At 34.2% G+C, this 16,135-nt stretch carries 14 protein-coding genes; 5 read left to right on the top strand and 9 right to left on the bottom strand.

Going from position 1 to position 16,135, the window contains the following annotated elements; all coding sequences use genetic code 11:
- Positions 1-14 precede the first annotated feature (14 nt).
- The 5 genes from FVB9532_RS12385 to FVB9532_RS12365 all read right to left on the bottom strand — a co-directional run bounded on the left by FVB9532_RS12385 (position 15) and on the right by FVB9532_RS12365 (position 4,812).
- Positions 15-338 (bottom strand): type II toxin-antitoxin system PemK/MazF family toxin, encoded by a 324-nt coding sequence (locus FVB9532_RS12385; protein ID WP_150545493.1) that lies wholly within the window; start codon positions 336-338, stop codon positions 15-17.
- Positions 329-574 (bottom strand): AbrB/MazE/SpoVT family DNA-binding domain-containing protein, encoded by a 246-nt coding sequence (locus FVB9532_RS12380; protein ID WP_150545492.1) that lies wholly within the window; start codon positions 572-574, stop codon positions 329-331. The genes FVB9532_RS12385 and FVB9532_RS12380 overlap by 10 nt, the downstream gene beginning before the upstream one ends.
- 892 nt (positions 575-1,466) lie before the next feature.
- The gene (locus FVB9532_RS12375) at positions 1,467-2,237 is read right to left on the bottom strand and encodes a hypothetical protein (RefSeq protein ID WP_150545491.1); all 771 of its coding nucleotides are present in this window, start codon (positions 2,235-2,237) and stop codon (positions 1,467-1,469) included.
- A gap of 223 nt (positions 2,238-2,460) precedes the next feature.
- Positions 2,461-3,441 carry a PLP-dependent cysteine synthase family protein gene (locus FVB9532_RS12370; RefSeq protein ID WP_150545490.1) on the bottom strand — a complete coding sequence of 327 codons (981 nt, stop codon included), beginning with the start codon at positions 3,439-3,441 and terminating at the stop codon, positions 2,461-2,463.
- Positions 3,442-3,573: 132 nt separating this feature from the next.
- On the bottom strand, positions 3,574-4,812 hold the full coding sequence (locus tag FVB9532_RS12365) for an ABC transporter permease (RefSeq protein WP_150545489.1): 1,239 nt from the start codon (positions 4,810-4,812) through the stop codon (positions 3,574-3,576).
- Between the two features lie 5 nt (positions 4,813-4,817).
- Between FVB9532_RS12365 and FVB9532_RS12360 the strand changes: the two genes are divergently transcribed.
- From FVB9532_RS12360 to FVB9532_RS12350, 3 genes are read left to right on the top strand one after another with little or no spacing between them, the layout of a single operon-like run.
- Positions 4,818-6,038 carry an exo-beta-N-acetylmuramidase NamZ family protein gene (locus tag FVB9532_RS12360; protein WP_150545488.1) on the top strand — a complete coding sequence of 407 codons (1,221 nt, stop codon included), beginning with the start codon at positions 4,818-4,820 and terminating at the stop codon, positions 6,036-6,038.
- 58 nt (positions 6,039-6,096) lie between these two features.
- The gene (locus tag FVB9532_RS12355) at positions 6,097-6,759 is read left to right on the top strand and encodes a hypothetical protein (RefSeq protein WP_150545487.1); all 663 of its coding nucleotides are present in this window, start codon (positions 6,097-6,099) and stop codon (positions 6,757-6,759) included.
- Positions 6,743-7,375, top strand: a complete 633-nt coding sequence (locus tag FVB9532_RS12350) for a putative outer membrane beta-barrel protein (RefSeq protein WP_150545486.1) — start codon at positions 6,743-6,745, stop codon at positions 7,373-7,375. Before FVB9532_RS12355 ends, FVB9532_RS12350 begins: the two co-directional genes overlap by 17 nt.
- 2 nt (positions 7,376-7,377) lie before the next feature.
- Here the strand turns inward: FVB9532_RS12350 and FVB9532_RS12345 are convergent, their stop codons facing one another.
- Positions 7,378-7,869: a YkgJ family cysteine cluster protein gene (locus FVB9532_RS12345; RefSeq protein WP_150545485.1), complete on the bottom strand. Its 492-nt coding sequence runs from the start codon at positions 7,867-7,869 to the stop codon at positions 7,378-7,380.
- Between the two features lie 28 nt (positions 7,870-7,897).
- On the opposite strand from FVB9532_RS12345, the gene FVB9532_RS12340 reads away from it, so the two are divergent.
- Positions 7,898-8,611 (top strand): class I SAM-dependent methyltransferase, encoded by a 714-nt coding sequence (locus FVB9532_RS12340; RefSeq protein ID WP_150545484.1) that lies wholly within the window; start codon positions 7,898-7,900, stop codon positions 8,609-8,611.
- Positions 8,612-8,662: 51 nt separating this feature from the next.
- On the top strand, positions 8,663-9,421 hold the full coding sequence (locus tag FVB9532_RS12335; protein ID WP_150545483.1) for a hypothetical protein: 759 nt from the start codon (positions 8,663-8,665) through the stop codon (positions 9,419-9,421).
- A 36-nt stretch (positions 9,422-9,457) separates the two neighbouring features.
- Here the strand turns inward: FVB9532_RS12335 and FVB9532_RS12330 are convergent, their stop codons facing one another.
- From FVB9532_RS12330 to FVB9532_RS12320, 3 genes are all read right to left on the bottom strand, one after another.
- On the bottom strand, positions 9,458-11,125 hold the full coding sequence (locus FVB9532_RS12330) for an amidohydrolase (protein WP_150545482.1): 1,668 nt from the start codon (positions 11,123-11,125) through the stop codon (positions 9,458-9,460).
- 95 nt (positions 11,126-11,220) lie between these two features.
- Positions 11,221-12,981, bottom strand: a complete 1,761-nt coding sequence (locus FVB9532_RS12325; protein ID WP_150545481.1) for a TonB-dependent receptor — start codon at positions 12,979-12,981, stop codon at positions 11,221-11,223.
- Positions 12,982-12,991: 10 nt separating this feature from the next.
- Entirely contained in the window at positions 12,992-16,027 is a 3,036-nt protein-coding gene (locus FVB9532_RS12320; RefSeq protein ID WP_150545480.1) for a tetratricopeptide repeat protein, read from the bottom strand.
- Between the last annotated feature and the right edge of the window lie 108 nt (positions 16,028-16,135).

Raw genomic sequence — 16,135 nt, 5'->3', positions numbered from 1 at the left:
ATTGATTACTTCTTTTAATCAACAAATGTTTCCTTTAGTACTGCTTTACATTTCCTAATCTCGCTTTCAGTAAGGGAATTGAATATTTTTACAATTTGTTGTTTATCAATCGTTCGAATTTGATCAATTGCTATCATTCCTTTTTTATCGTTTGCTTTAATGGAAACACGAGTTGGATACTTTTTAAGATTTGTTGTCATTGGCGCGACAACTACAGTTCTTAAATATTTATTCATCTCGTTAGGCGAGATAATCACACAAGGCCGGGTCTTCTTTATTTCACTTCCAACAGTAGGATTAAGATTTACAAGAACAATTAAATATTGACTTAATTCCATTCATCAAAATTTTCATCTCCAAACACATCATTCACAAGCAATTCATCATCATTATTTTCTGCCATTTTTTTAAATTTATCTTCCCAGTTTTTCCTAGGAGAATGTATTGGGCGTAAAATAATTTGTCCTTTCTCTAAAATTAGCTCTACTTTATCTTTAATATGATATTTTTCAAGGATTGTTTTACTTAATCTCAATCCTTTTGAGTTTCCTATTTTAATAATTGAAGCTTCCATTACCTTTATTTTGTAAATACAAAGTTATTACTTTTTATTGATTTTAAAAATCTTGTATGCTTAAAGAAAATTCTCGCTAAATTTTTCTTATTTCTTTATAGACATTCATATTAAAAATAAATTCCAATCAGTTTTTCTTTTCAATCTGATAACAGATAGTTCTATATTCTTTATCCACATGATTAAATGTCGTTTCTTCTACTAAATGTCCATGTTGATTATAATTATATTTTATTAAACAGTTATGAATACTAAACAATTTGTTTTTTCTAATTCGACTTTTATTACTTTTTAAAATCTTCTCAATTAAATCTCTATGAGATCGTTATAATCAAAATACTCATTAAAGTATTTATCATCGTTATTTCTTTTTATTTGAATTAAATTATCTTTTGAATTATAAAATTTATTTTGCGATATTTTTAAAGTATCTAAGCCCATTATAGAATCATTTGTTACAGATGAACCGATCAAATTTTTATTATTGTCATATAGCATATCCTTCTAAGAACCAATGCTACAATTATTAAATTTGCAATTATGGGTTTTTATTAGTTTATTTTTTTGTTATAAAAGCATTTAACTCTATATCGGTTCCCTATTTTTTCTCATTGATTTCTACATACTTTTAATAAGGTAATCATATTGAACCTCTTCATTTACAAATTTAACATTTTCAGGATTAAGCACTAAACTTCTCTGTCTATCATTGCAGTTCAATCAAAAAAACTATGAGTAGGGAAAACATTATTTTCAAGATTTTCATTTTTCGATAGGAAATCTTAAAAATAAAAAAGACTTCTCAATTTATTATGAGAAGCCTTTTTTATTTTTATTAAAACTCAGTTCAAAAATTCACTGAGCAATTCAAAAAAAGTGAATCTTAAAAAGTTTATTCTACATACTCATAAACTGCAGTATAAGTACTTTGCTCTGAATCTTGAACAGCAACAGCGGTTACTGTGACCGAAGTTGGATAGTTCTCATTATCATAAACATAGTTAGCGTTAATGGTATAGATAATTTCGCCTGCTTCATTTTTATAAACAAGCTGAGAAGGATTATTCATAGGGAAAAGTAAACGTGCTTGTACGATTTCTGGAGCTTGCGGATTCATACTAAAATTTAACTGTACATCATCCAATACGTCTATAATTCCTCCTGCTTTTAAAGTATAAAAGTATGGATTGTGCGCATCATCATAAGTAACTTCTGCTGTATATGTTTTCATTACATAATCCTCAACGTCATAGTCATATTCTTCCTCGTAAAACTCAATGGTTTGCGGGTTTCCATTATCATCATACACAAGAACTTCGCCCGTTTCAAATGCATCATAAGGAGATTCATATAACTCTTCAATCGTTAAATTATCACCTCCGCCGGTAATATTAGAAAGGTTATCATCATTATCATAAACAAAAATACTATTTTCAACACCATCTGTAATGGTATTCAAAAGACCGTCTGAAGTATACGTCAAATTTATATTTTTATTTTCTTGCGGGTCTTGAGCGGAAGTAACAGCTATAGATTTAATTAATTTAACCTCAACATTACCATTAACATTGTCAAATTCATCTGAAACAGAATCATCGCTACTACAACTTAATGTTGATAAGGATAGGCAAAGAAATGCCAAGGAGTAGATTGTTTTTTTCATTTTATTTAGTTATGAATTGTTTATTTAAACAGCTCGAAAGCCATATCTGTTTGGGGTATAAAAGTAATCCAATATTTTATTTCTCTAAATATTTTCGAATTATTTTTATTAAAAAATTACCCGAACCAACTGATTTGTAAGTTGATTCGGGTAAATATGCTAGTCAGAAATTATTATTAACCGCTTGAGGTTTAAAATCTCTATAGAGTTTTCAAGCAGGACACTACTCCATAAATCCCTGTTCTTTCATCCACTCGTCGTTGTAAATTTTACCAATGTAACGGCTTCCGTGATCGTGAAAAAGAACCACGACGACATCGTCTTCTTTAAATTCATCTTTTAGCTGAAGTAATCCTTTGATTGCCGCACCGGCAGAATTCCCTAAAAACATACCTTCTTCTTGCGCTAACCTTCTAGTATAAACCGCTGCATCTTTATCGGTTACTTTGGTGAAACCATCGATGATATCAAAATTCACATTTTTTGGCAAAATGTCTTCTCCGATACCTTCGGTTACATAGGGGTAGATTTCATTTTCATCGAACTCTCCTGTTTCATGATATTTTTTAAAAACCGAACCATAGGTATCCACTCCCCAAATTTTCACATTTGGATTTTGTTCTTTTAGGTATTTTCCAACTCCGGAAATGGTCCCACCAGTTCCTACTCCTACTACAAAATGAGTGACTTTCCCATCGGTCTGCTCCCAAATCTCTGGTCCTGTACTTTCGTAATGCGCTTGGGTATTGGCCAAATTATCGTATTGATTAACGTACCAAGAGTTAGGACGTTCGGCAGCAATTCTTTTGGCGGTTGAATAATAAGAGTCAGGATGTTCCGGTCCTACATTTGTAGGGCAAACAATCACCTCGCATCCTACCGCGCGTAGAATATCTATTTTCTCTTTACTTTGCTTATCGGCTAAGGTACAAACCATTTTGTATCCTTTTATAATGGCGGCCAAGGCTAAGCCCATTCCGGTGTTTCCTGAAGTTCCTTCCACGATAGTCCCGCCAGGTAGAATAAGCCCTTGCTCTTCGGCAGCTTCTATCATTTTTATAGCCATCCTATCTTTTACGGAATTACCGGGATTAAAGGTTTCGTATTTTGCTAAAACCAATGCCGGAATATCTGCTACCAGTTTATTTATTTTCACCAATGGTGTATTCCCGATGGTTTCTAATATATTGTTTTTGTAATCCATTTCTTTTTCAATTTTTGGACTGCAAATATAGGAATTAGATGTTGAAATTGAAGTTGAAATCGAAATTGAAAAATGAAGTTAGCGGCTCTATGAAATGTACTGAATACCGTTTACTAAAAACTACTTACTAGCTTACTCAAACCTAATAGACTTAGAGGGTGTGATTCTGGTTATAATATAAGATGGAATTAGTAGCATTACCATACATAATAATAAAGTACCTATATTTACTAATAGTATATAATCCCAATTAAAATAAATAGGAGCCTCGGTTACATAATAGGTTTCTGGATTTAACGGAATCAACTTAAAATATTTCTGCGCAAGCAAAATACCAATACCAATAATGTTTCCATAGAGAAGACCTTTGATGATGAGGTAAGCCGCGTTGTACAAAAATATTTTTCGAATGCTCCAATCGGTACTGCCCATGGCTTTCAACATTCCTATCATTTGAGTTCTTTCTAAAATCAATACTAATAATGCGGTAATCATATTGATCCCGGAAACGATAATCATAATTCCAATGATTAAAGCTATGTTGAAATCGAAAAGGGAAACCCATTCAAATATCGAAGGAAAAGCTTGACGAATGGTTTTGGCATCTAAAAACGAACCGATGTTTTCATAAACCTCACCTCCTTTTACGTCTACCTCATCAAAATCATCAATAAATACCTCAAAATTCCCTACTTCATCCTCATTCCATTTATTTAAACGGCGCAACTGATTGATATCTGCAATTAAATAAGTTTCATCAAATTCCTGAAACCCGGAATTAAAAATTCCGCTTACCTGAAAAGCCACCAATCGTGGACGGTCACGGTTTTCTTCATTCATAAAGTAAACAATTACCTTATCGCCTACCTTAAAACCTAAACGTTTAGAGAGGTATTCAGAAATTAAAATTTCAGTACTATAGCCATCTTTTTTATAGACGGGAAGCTTTCCTTCTACTAAGTATTCCTTTAAATAATCCCAACGGTAATCGGTACCAACGCCTTTTACGATAATTCCTTCAAAATCGGTTTCGGTTCTTATTATTCCGTATTTGGTAGCTACGCCTTGAATGTGATCAATTCCTTCAACAGAATTAAACTCCGGATAAAAATCTTGATGGGTAGAAATAGGTTTCTGCGTTTCCTGGGAGTTATTGTTATTAAGGTTATTAATAATAATATGTCCGTTAAAAGCGGCAATTTTATCCCTAATTTTCTGCTTTAACCCTACTCCGGTAGCCACAGCAATAAGCATCATAATCACGCCCACAGCAATTGCGGAAACTGCAATTTTAATTATTGGCGCTGAAATACTACTTTTATAATCTTTTGCGCTTATTAAGCGTTTAGAGATAAAATATTCAAAATTCAAAAGAGATGCTTTTTAACCGATTGCTCAAAAATACATTTTTTATTCTAGCTTTAGGATTGATTTCTTGTGAAGCTCAAACAAAAAAACAAAATACTTCTATTGTAAAGGCTTCAACTGAAAATTCTATAGTAGTGGGTGCCAATCTCACAAAGAAGTATCTTCCACTATTGAAGGAAAAAAAAATTGGGATTGTTGGCAATCAAACTTCTGTGATTTTTAAGGAAGATGGAAGCTACGTTCATTTAGTAGACTCTTTACTTTCTTCAACTATAAAAATTGAAAAAGTTTTTTCTCCAGAACACGGGTTTCGAGGAAAAGCTGATGCGGGTGAAAAAGTAAAAGATGACATCGATACCCAAACCGGTTTACCTTTAGTTTCGCTCTACGGAAGCCATAAAAAACCAACTGATGAACAGTTAAAAGGTATTGAAATGATGGTATTTGATATTCAAGATGTGGGCGTTCGGTTTTACACTTACATTTCTACGTTGCATTATGTCATGGAAGCTTGTGCTGAAAATAACATTCCGCTATTGATTCTCGATCGTCCTAATCCTAATGGGGATTATGTTGACGGACCTATATTGGAAGCATCACAAAAGAGTTTTGTGGGAATGCATCCCGTCCCAATTGTACACGGAATGACGATTGGAGAATATGCACAAATGATTAATGGAGAAAATTGGTTGGAGCACCAAGCAAAATGTGAATTGCTCGTGATAAAAATGGAAAATTACAACCATCAACGAGCGTATCATTTACCTATTAAACCTTCCCCAAATTTACCTAACGACCAAGCGATTAACTTATACCCAAGCTTATGTTTTTTTGAAGGAACTAATGTGAATGCCGGAAGAGGAACTGATTATCAATTTCAAGTATTTGGTTCTCCTGATTTAGATTCGAAAATCTTTGAGTATTCCTACACGCCAACCCCTAATGAAGGAGCCCAACATCCTAAAAACGAAGGGAAAGTTTGTTATGGAATGAAGTTAACTTCTGCAGAAAAACTTTCAGAAATAAATTTAGAATGGTTGCTAGATGCTTACCGGAACACAAAAAACAAAAATGAGTTCTTCAATAATTTTTTCCCGAAGTTGGCAGGAACTCAAAAACTTCAGCAACAAATAGAAAGTGAAATGAGCGAAGAAGCGATTAAAGCAACTTGGAAGAAGGGCTTAGAAGATTATCTAATGATGCGAAAAAAATATCTTCTATATAAATAACAGTAACTTAACGCAACCTTTGTTAATTTAGCCCATCTATTATATAAACTAATTAAATATGTCTAAATTATTTTTACTCGCTTCGGTTATTTCTCTTCTCATGGCTGATTGTGAACCGGATATTGAAAATAACAAACGAGTAATTATTAAAGGTGAAATTACTACACCACAAGGAAATCCTATTCAAGATATTGAAGTTACCAGCAGTGTAGAAGAATATGTTCTAGGAAAAACACTAAGCAAAGCCAATGGTAGTTTTAAAATGGTTTCTGCAGAATCTTTTGATGAAAGCTATATTATTAATGTAAATAAAAAGACTGAAAATAATTACACTTCAGCAAAAATTCTTAGAGATGAAGATGAAATTGGTAGACCAGAAATTTATGATTTAGGCTCTATATTCTTACTTCCTACCTCAAATTTCACACTTACCGTTACAAAAACTTCCAATACAGATAAACAGCTCTATACCCATATAAACTATTTAGACACTTCTTGTGTTTATTATTTTAATGATGGTTTAAATGAAAACCCTTCTCGATGTTATGAAGAATTTAGCAGCTCGAAAAAGACCAATGAATTAAATTCCAATTTAGACTTCAATTTTCAAGTGATTCGGGATACTCCCATACAAATCACATATCAATTAGGTGATGATCCAGCGGTAACTATAGAAGTAACTCCTAACCAACCAAATTTTGACTATGAAATTACTTACTAAGCAAATTCTCTTGCTATTGGCCTGTATTACTTTTGGAATTAGTGGTGCGCAGAATGAAAGTAACTCCTCAGAAAATGAATATCATTTTCCTCAAGATGACCATTATTTAAATATTAAAATTGGAGGAGATTATGTCCTGCCCATTGGAAGTACATTTACCGGAGATAACTTGGAAAGCTCAGGAGGTTTCAATTTAGAAATTTCATTCAACCTTTTTGAAACCTCGGTATTGTTAGGTGCTCGTTATTCCAACTCTTCCCATGACGTAATAGACAAAAGTCTTGTTGGCAATTACTCAGGAACTTTTAATAGCTTTATTGGTGGTTTTGCAGGATATCAGTTTTTTAGTCGGCAAAAAATAAGACTTACTCCCAGTATTGGTGTTGGACATGTAACTTACAGACAATCGATTAACTCAAATTCATTTAGAGATTCAGGCACTACTTTATGGATAAATGGAGAAGTGAGTTACAATTTCTCTAAATGGTTTGCTTTATACGGACAAGTAACATCACAAAATGATTATCTGCATATGGATGTTCCTACTGAATTAGAAGAATATTTTAAATCCGGTCATTTTCTAAGATTTGGCTTGGGAGTAAAGTTTGTAATTTAAATTTATTTAATACGCTTTTTCATCTCTTCTACAATATTGTAAGCTGCAGGACAAATCGCTACATTTTTTAAAGTGAGATTTGATATCTGCTGAAACTTCCTACGGTCGGTATGCGGAAATTCAGCACAGGCTTTGGGTCTAACCTCATAAATCATGCATTTATTATCATAGCCTAAAAATGTACACGGAACTTGCTGAAGCACATAATCGTTCTCCTCATCAATTCGTAAATATTCATCTATAAACTGTTGCGGTTTCATTTTTAAAAATTTTGAAATCCGCTCAATGTCTTTATTGGTAAATAAAGGTCCGGTAGTTTTGCAGCAATTGGCACAATCTAGGCAATCGGTTCGTTCAAATTCTTCGTCATGCAATTCTTGCATTAGAAGGTCTAAATGTTTCGGCGGCTTTTTTTTAAGCTTCGCAAAAAACTTTTTGTTCTCCTTATGCTTATCTTTGGCCTGCTTTGGTAGATTTTTTAATATTTCTTCCATAGCGCAAAGGTAACTATAAGCAATTCATATTTTGAAAAATCCAGATATTTTTGGTCAAGCCGTTCTTGACTTTTACCACCAAAATCAACCAGAGGATATCATTGTTCACGCAGATGATTTTGATGATGATGAAATCCCAGTGGAATACCTCTTCCGCAATTATCAAGAAATGCCTCCATTAGAGCAAAAAACACTTCAGTTAGCCCATGGAAAAATTTTAGATGTAGGTTGTTGTGCCGGGAGTCATTCGCTATACCTTCAACAACAAAAAAAAGAGGTGAAAGCAATTGATATTTCTGAAGGAGCAATAGAAGTTTCAAAGTTACGCGGGGTAAAAAATGCCGAAGTACAAGATTTTTTCAAGCTTGAAAATGAAAGATTCGATAGTATTTTGATGCTGATGAATGGTAGTGGAATTATAGGTAAACTCCACCACTTAACTCATTTTTTCAGTCACGCGAAAAAACTATTAAATCCCAACGGAAAAATTTTAATTGATTCTTCTGATTTACGATATCTTTTTGAAGAAGATGAAGATGGTGGAATTTGGGTGAATCCTCACCAATATTACGGAGAACTGAATTATGCTATTAGTTATAAAAATAAAACTTCAGCAAAATTCGATTGGTTGTATATTGATTTTAATTCCCTACAGCTTGCAGCAGAAAGTAATGGATTTTCTTGTGAATTAGTTCAAGAAGGAGAACATTTTGATTATCTAGCAGTCTTAAAAATTTCTTAACTTTAAACCTTTCAAGACTTCTTTACGTTAGTCTAAGAAGAAATTACGCCTATGAAAAATTTAAAATACTTCTTTTTCGCCAGTCTTTTGGTGTTAAACATTGCTTGTAGTAGCGATGATGATAATTCTACTACTTCTATTCCCGGAAACAATCTTAGTTTAGGTAAATCTGCCCACGATTTGTTGGCCAATGATATTTTTACCGAAATGGAAATTGAAATAGTTTATCCTGAAGGTTTTGCTCCAGAAGCGAATAGCCTTATTCAATTAAAAACATTTTTAGAGCTTCATACGTACAAAACAAATATCACTTTTATTGAAAGACAGATTGCCACTCCTAGCGGAGCTCCTTACACCATCGATGAAATAAGAACAATTGAAGCGGATAACCGAACTTCCTTTAACACTGAAAACACGATTAGTGTTTTTATATTTTTTGCGAATGGAGACCGGGAAGGTATGGAAGAAGGTAAAATCACCTTGGGAACCGCCTATCAAAATACTTCTATGGTTATTTTTGAAAAGACCATTCAAAACAATACCCAAGGATTTGGAGCTCCAGATAAATCTAGTATAGAAATTACTACCCTAACTCACGAATTTGGTCACTTATTTGGATTGGTAGATATTGGCTCTGAAATGCAAAACAATCACTTAGATCCTGATTCAGGTGGGCATTGCAATGTGGAAGGTTGTTTAATGCGGGCTCAGGTTGAATTCTCAAGTGGAATCACAGGAATGCTGGGTAATGGTATCCCAGATTTAGGTCCGGAATGTATTGCCGATTTGCAAGCCAATGGAGGAAGGTAATTTCTTGAAATATAAAATCCTGAAGTCTGTTTTCTGTTAATGATGAACTTCTTCTGCTCTAATTTTAGAAGGATTATCGGTATACACCTCTTCCCCATTAATAAAAGTAGCTTTTACTTTTGCTTTGAGGATATCTTTTTCAGGTATTTGTAAAATATCACGATCCAACACGGTAAAATCAGCAAATTTTCCGGTTTCGATACTTCCTTTTTCATCTTCTTCAAAATTAGCATAAGCCGCCCAAATGGTCATTCCGCGTAAGGCTTCTTTTCTGCTTAAAGCATTTTCTGGCTGAAATCCTTTTTTAGGATAACCACTCGCATCTTTTCGGGCTATGGCTGCATAAAATGTTAATAACGGATTTACTTTTTCTATAGGAAAATCGGTTCCTAATGCGACTAAACCTGCTTTGTCCAATAACTTTTTATAGGCATATGCATGATGAAGCCTTTCTTTTCCAATCCTATCTTCTGCCCAATACATATCGCTCGTCGCGTGTGTAGGTTGTACTGATGGAATAATATTTCGTTTTCCTTTAAAAAAGTTGAAATCATTTTCACTCAAAATCTGAGCGTGCTCTACCCGCCAACGCTTATCTTTTTCATATTTTAATACCGAATCATAAACTTTTAAGACTGTATAATTTGCTGAATCACCAATGGCATGGGTATTCATTTGATAATCGGTTTGACTAATCGTCATGGCGAGCTCTTTCAACTCTTCCCTTCCAATCAGCATCGCTCCATAATGCTCTGGCTGATCGCTATATTCTTTTTTCAAAGCCGCTCCTCGTGAGCCCAAGGCTCCATCTGCATATACTTTTACAGACCTAACATTCAATCGGCCTGTTTTTAAAATGCCTTTATTTAAAAAATAATCTAAATCTTCTTGCTGATTTTGCACCATGGCATACAAACGAACTTTCAAATCTTTTGTTTGTTGCAAACTATCCATCAACATGATAATTTCTTTGCTCAAACCGGCATCATCAATCGTCGTCAATCCATATTTAAAGACCGTATCCTGAGCAGAAAGCAATGCTTTTATATTCTCTTCTTTAGTGGGTTGAGGGATAATTTCGAAGATTTTTGTCATCGCATTATCAATGAGAATTCCGGTTAGTTTTCCATTCACTACTTTTACTTCTCCCCCTTTCACTTTCGTGAATTTATTGATGCCTGCTAAATCTAAAGCTTTTTGATTTACCAACATTGCGTGACCGTCTATTCTGGTAATGGCTACTGGTGTATGAGGAAATAATTTATCTAAGGTGTCTTTTGTTGGGAATTTTTTGATTTTCCAATCGTTTTGATCCCAACCCCGTCCGGTGATAAATCCTGTTTGATGTTTCTTTTGAAATCGAACAATTTTTTCAATCACCTCATCAAAGCTTTTGGTATCGGTCACATCTACTTTTTGCAGCTGTAATCCCAAGCCATAAAAATGAGCATGGGCATCGATTAAACCAGGCACAATAGTTTTCCCTAAGGCATCATAAGTTCTCTTCGGTTCATATTTTAAAACTAACTTTTCACCTTCACCTATTTCCACTATTTTTCCGTCGTTGACCACAAAACCTTTTGCTAGATCAAAATCTTTATTGACCGTATAAATTTTACCACCCATCACTAACAAATCTACAGGTTGTTTATGCTCACAAGCGATAAAGAGAAAAATGATGATTAATAAGACGATATTTTTCATGAATACTATTTTATACAAAAATAAAAAGCGTTTACCAATGATAAACGCTTTTTAGGAGCTATAAATTCTATTTAACTATTTCTTAATTATGATACCTACCAATCAAATTGGTAACTGGCACCTCCCATTACTTGTAAACTTTGTACAGAATAGCCCATCCAGCGTTGGTAGTTACCTTCAGCTAAATTGTTTCCTCTTACAAAAAATGAAAGTTGGTCGTTTAACTTATATCCTACTCTTAAATTGGCGTCTAAAAAAGCACCTAATTCTTCTACACGTTGGGTAGCTACGCCACCTATTGAAGTTAAATCGTAATTGTAATAATCTTTACGTTGTCCTACAAAATATAGACTGGCACCGGCAAACCATTTTTCTGAGATTTGGTAGTCTGCCATCAAAGTTCCTTGTATTTGAGGCAAGTTCCAAGCTTCTTCTTCAAACTCATTATCATAAGTAGCAAAACTTGCATTTACTCTTAAACTGAAATCTTCATTCACCGCAAATTGCAATTCTCCAAATAATTTAACGGTGTTCACATTATCATAAACTAATCCAAAAGAATTAAAATATTCATAATCTTCTTTAGGAGTTACCGGATAATAGGCTTGATGTTGAAATAAGGCTTTATTATGTTCCGATTGATAGCTACCTCTAATATCATAGCTCAAACTTTCGGTAAACTTCCCTTTTCCTCCAATGTAAATATTGTATTGATTATCGGTAGGCGCAATTAGTAAGGTGGGTGATACAAAAGGATTCTCTTGAGCAAAACCATAATAGGTATTTTGCTGTAAACCTCCATCAGCTCCGGCATATACAGAAAAATACTCTCCGGCTACTTGATAACTCGCATGAATTTTCGGGTACACAAAAAACTTGTTTTCATCATGTTCTCCATCCATAGAATAAACTACTTCCGCTCCGGCATCTAAAGCCAAATCGCCTTGGGTTAAGGTAATACTTGGATGTGCCCCTAAATTAAAGAAGCTGTATTTAATTTCAGCATCAGGATTCATATACATTTGGTCGAAAGTACCTCCTACATAATCTGCCGAGAAATCTAAATTCACAAATTGATCGGCTACCGGAAATTCAAATTCAGGCTTGATCACTACGTGGTTTTCTCCACTGCTATAATTATCCCCAAATCTTCTGTATTTGATACTTGCTTTATCAAAAACGCCTTGGGCTACATCAATATTTCCTCCGGCTGTAATGGCTACATACGAATGTTGCGGATCGATAGCGGCATATTCTTCATCGGTAAGGGGTAAAAAGTCTGGGGCGCCGTACCAATTAAATACTTGATGTTGAAATCCAGCTTCTGCTCCCCAAGTAAAATTTCGGGTTTCCCCGGTATAATCCAAATTAAGTCCGGTATCGTAATATTTATCGTCTAAGGTAGCATTATCTATTCCACCTTGTGAAGAATTGTGAGTTAGAGAAATTCCCAATTCTTGGTCTCTGTTGACTTGCAATCCGCCATAAAACTCAGCCATGACATTCGAGTAATTCCCAAAACCTAAAGCTGCATAGTTATTGTATAACCGCGGCTGTGCTTTAGAGGCTACTCCTGCCGCCCTTCCTTTAGCGGGCGTAAAAGTGGAAGCTACCGGAAATGAAAAAATATCGTAGGTAACTTCTTTCTTCTTTTGGTCTGTAGAATCGTTGATTTTTGGCGTTTGTTTCACCTTAAAAGCGTCACTCACCGTGGGCGAATAAGGTTTTACAATAATTAATCGTTCAGTATCAATATCACCTTCTTCTTTTTCATCATCTTTCTGACTGAAAGCAAGCGTTGAAAATAATAATGCTGAAATATATAAAAGTCCTTTACTTAATGAAATGCGTTGCATATAAGAAAGATTAGTTGTTATTGTTAGTTTGTTCTGCCTCTACAGAAGAATTGGTTTCGGCTTCTTTACTTTTGATTCTGTTTAATTCGGTTTGTGCCTCTTGGGTTACTTCAGGATAATCTCCAAAGTTTTCAATTAAGGCATCTAACACATACGTAGCTTGGTAAGCATCTCCTAAATCATAAAAGTTTTTCCCCATAAGCAGTAAACCTTTAGCGCCCCACTTCTTATAACCGGAATAATCACGTGCTAAAATCTGCGCGGCTTCATTAGAACCTGTGAAATCACCATCCTCTCTTTTGAAATAAGCATCATAATATTGTGCTTCTGCTGCTAAACTTCCGGTAGCGATTTTTCTTACTTCTTGATAAGCTTTTTTCGCTTTTTCCTCATCGCCGGTTTGAATGGCTGAACGAGCGATAAATACTTGCGCATCACTTTTTACGCTATTCTCTATTTTTGAATTCTGAAGCACTTTTTCAGCATACTTCACCGTGTTGGCATAATTCTTTAACTGATAATATGACTTCATCAAGTTAGATTGCGCAAAGGTGATGTTCTGCGGAAAATCGGCTTCTTGTTCTAATCTCTCTAAAATAGGAATGGCCGCTTGATAATTTTTGTTTTCCAAATATATCTGTGATAAACGTGCTAAAGCTTGCTCGGTAAATTCGTTTCTAGGTTGTTCTACCACATATTTGTAATGAGGAAGGGCTTCGTTTTTCTCTTCATCACGATAGTGCAACTGCCCTAAATAAAAATGTGCCGATAAAGCATGTAGTCCATTAGAGAACTCATTTAAGTATTTCTGAAATCCTTTTTTAGCAGCTTCAGTATTGTTTTCAATAAACTGATTTTCTGCCGCTTCGTAAGTGGCATTATCAATATCTGAATCTGAAACCTCTACAAAATCTAAGGTCTTTACCCAAGCTGCGTACTCATCGGTTCTTCCTAAATCTACATAAATTACACGTGCTGTTTTTACGGCTTGATTAGCTTCTTCTGTTCCCGGATATTCTTTTACCACTCGTTTAAATTTATCTAAGGCTTCTTGTGATTGGTCATCATTGTAATAAATGAGTCCTTGTTTCAGCAAGGTTTTAGAAGCAAAAGAACTATGGGGTGCTTCATTTAATAATCGGTTATACGTCTGAATTCCTTTTTGGGTATTATTTTCCGCTACATAGGTATTTCCTAATTCATATAAAGCATCGTCCCGGTAAATAGATTTGTTGTACTTATTTAAGAAAGCTTCTAAATCTTCAATTTTTCGGTCGTTTTTATCTACAAATCCATAACTAATTGCTTTTTGAAAATAAGCATAATCACTATCAATTCCTTTCATTCCAATGGCTTCATTGTATGCTTCCATTGCCGACCAGTAATCGCTCGTCACAAAATAACTATCACCCAATCTTAAGTAAGCATCGTTTACTTGTGTTAATGGTTTTTGATGGGTGTCTGTATAGGCTTTAAAAAATTTAATTGCGTTGGCATAATCTTTCTGCTTAAAATAGGTGTAAGCAATATTATAGTCAATATCCTCCATTTCTGGAGTATTTTTCGCAGCGGTCATTCCTTTAAATTCCTTGTAACCGATTAAGGCATCATGGTAATTTTCTAAGTTATAATCACTTTCGGCTTTCCAATAGGTAGCTTTTGCCGTAAAGTTTTGATCGTTACGCTCTGCTAAAGATTTATTGAACATCACCAAAGCCCCACTATAATTTCCTTCTTTGTAAAGTTCTATCCCACGGTAATAAGCTACTTTTTGATAGACTTGTTTGTCTTTATAATCGTTACTGCTTTCTAATAAACTCAAGGCTTTTTCGTAATTCTTAGAAGTAATGTAAGAATCGACCAATAAAGCTTCTATTTCTTCACGTTCTCTAGACTCCGAATAAGTTTCCAAAAATTCGGTGAGTACTTCAGGAATACTTTTATAGTTATTTCCTATTTCATAACTGAGTTTAGCGTAATTTAAAGCGGCATCTTCCTGAATTTTTTTATCAAAATTCATTTCCGAGGCATTTTTAAACGCATTTAAAGCTTCCTGTTTTTTGCCTAATTCAATATAAGATTCGGCTAAATGGTAATAGGCATTTTGAGCTACGTGATTTTGACCGTCTATAATTTTATTGAATTCTGAAACGGCTTTCTCATAGTCTCCTTGTTTGTAATAAGCATAGCCTAATTGATAGTAATCGGTATTGTTCCATTTGCCACGCTTCCCTCGGTATTCTTTCAAATACGGAATAGCTTGCTCGTATTGCTCTAAGTTGAAATAACTTTCTCCAATGATCTTATTTAATTCTGAACGCTCTAAAGCATTGGATTTATCAAGTTGTTCTTTCCCTAATTTAATAGCTTCTTCGAACTTGCCCAATTTAAAATTCATGTCTGCTTGAAAATAGGAAAGATTGCGGTTGTAACGGTTATTATCTTTTACCTCATCAAACATTTCATTGGCCTCTTCATAATCATCGCCTTCGTAAGCAATAAAACCTAAATAATATTTAGCTTGTGAACCGTATTCTTTAGAATCGCGAACACGGTTGAAGTATTTTTTAGCCTCATCTTTTCTTCCGGCTTTAAAAAATGCGTAGCCATTGTTAAAGTAAAACTCTTCGAGTTCCTTTCTGGATAAATTGCTTTGGTCTACTTCTTTGTACCATTTACGAGCATAGTTATAGTCACCGTTTTCAAAATAATAATTGGCCACGTTGATGTAAGCTGAATTGCGTTTGGTACTTGTTGGATAATTTTGCACAAAATCTTCCATCAATTCATCGGCATTCGATTGGTTTAAGCGTACGGCACAATTGGCAATGTAATAGGCACAATCTGATTCTAACGAAATAGTTTTCGCTTCATCTTGAACCTCCTTAAAAAGTTTTTGTGCGGCTTTGTATTGGTGGTTATTATATAAATCGATTGCTTTATTATACGCTGCGAAATCGTTGGTATAAACTGCCGATTGCTGTGCAGTACCCAAGAATCCCAGTAAAATAATAGCGAAGAAACCAAGAATTTGTTTATAATTCATTAGGACAATATTTTATAGCTAGTTGGTTCAAAGATAATTTAAACTACATTTTTAAAACGCATAAAAAATGCTTTAATTATGTTAATGTTAAAAAAGATGGAACTGAGC

Source organism: Mesonia oceanica, assembly GCF_902499555.1.
In the GTDB taxonomy this organism is placed as follows: domain Bacteria; phylum Bacteroidota; class Bacteroidia; order Flavobacteriales; family Flavobacteriaceae; genus Mesonia; species Mesonia oceanica.
The sequence above is the reverse complement of the archived record's forward strand: the minus strand, read 5'-3'. Positions and strand labels throughout refer to the sequence as shown.

Coding starts and splice junctions, on each gene's coding strand:
- FVB9532_RS12380 (WP_150545492.1), bottom strand. CDS start 574: ATGGAAGCTTCAATTATTAAAATAGGAAACTCAAAAGGATTGAGATTA.
- FVB9532_RS12335 (WP_150545483.1), top strand. CDS start 8,663: ATGAAAAATTTAAAATACTTCTTTTTCGCCAGTCTTTTGGTGTTAAAC.
- FVB9532_RS12330 (WP_150545482.1), bottom strand. CDS start 11,125: ATGAAAAATATCGTCTTATTAATCATCATTTTTCTCTTTATCGCTTGT.
- FVB9532_RS12350 (WP_150545486.1), top strand. CDS start 6,743: ATGAAATTACTTACTAAGCAAATTCTCTTGCTATTGGCCTGTATTACT.
- FVB9532_RS12355 (WP_150545487.1), top strand. CDS start 6,097: ATGTCTAAATTATTTTTACTCGCTTCGGTTATTTCTCTTCTCATGGCT.
- FVB9532_RS12325 (WP_150545481.1), bottom strand. CDS start 12,981: ATGCAACGCATTTCATTAAGTAAAGGACTTTTATATATTTCAGCATTA.
- FVB9532_RS12370 (WP_150545490.1), bottom strand. CDS start 3,441: ATGGATTACAAAAACAATATATTAGAAACCATCGGGAATACACCATTG.
- FVB9532_RS12375 (WP_150545491.1), bottom strand. CDS start 2,237: ATGAAAAAAACAATCTACTCCTTGGCATTTCTTTGCCTATCCTTATCA.
- FVB9532_RS12320 (WP_150545480.1), bottom strand. CDS start 16,027: ATGAATTATAAACAAATTCTTGGTTTCTTCGCTATTATTTTACTGGGA.
- FVB9532_RS12360 (WP_150545488.1), top strand. CDS start 4,818: ATGCTTTTTAACCGATTGCTCAAAAATACATTTTTTATTCTAGCTTTA.
- FVB9532_RS12345 (WP_150545485.1), bottom strand. CDS start 7,869: ATGGAAGAAATATTAAAAAATCTACCAAAGCAGGCCAAAGATAAGCAT.
- FVB9532_RS12385 (WP_150545493.1), bottom strand. CDS start 338: ATGGAATTAAGTCAATATTTAATTGTTCTTGTAAATCTTAATCCTACT.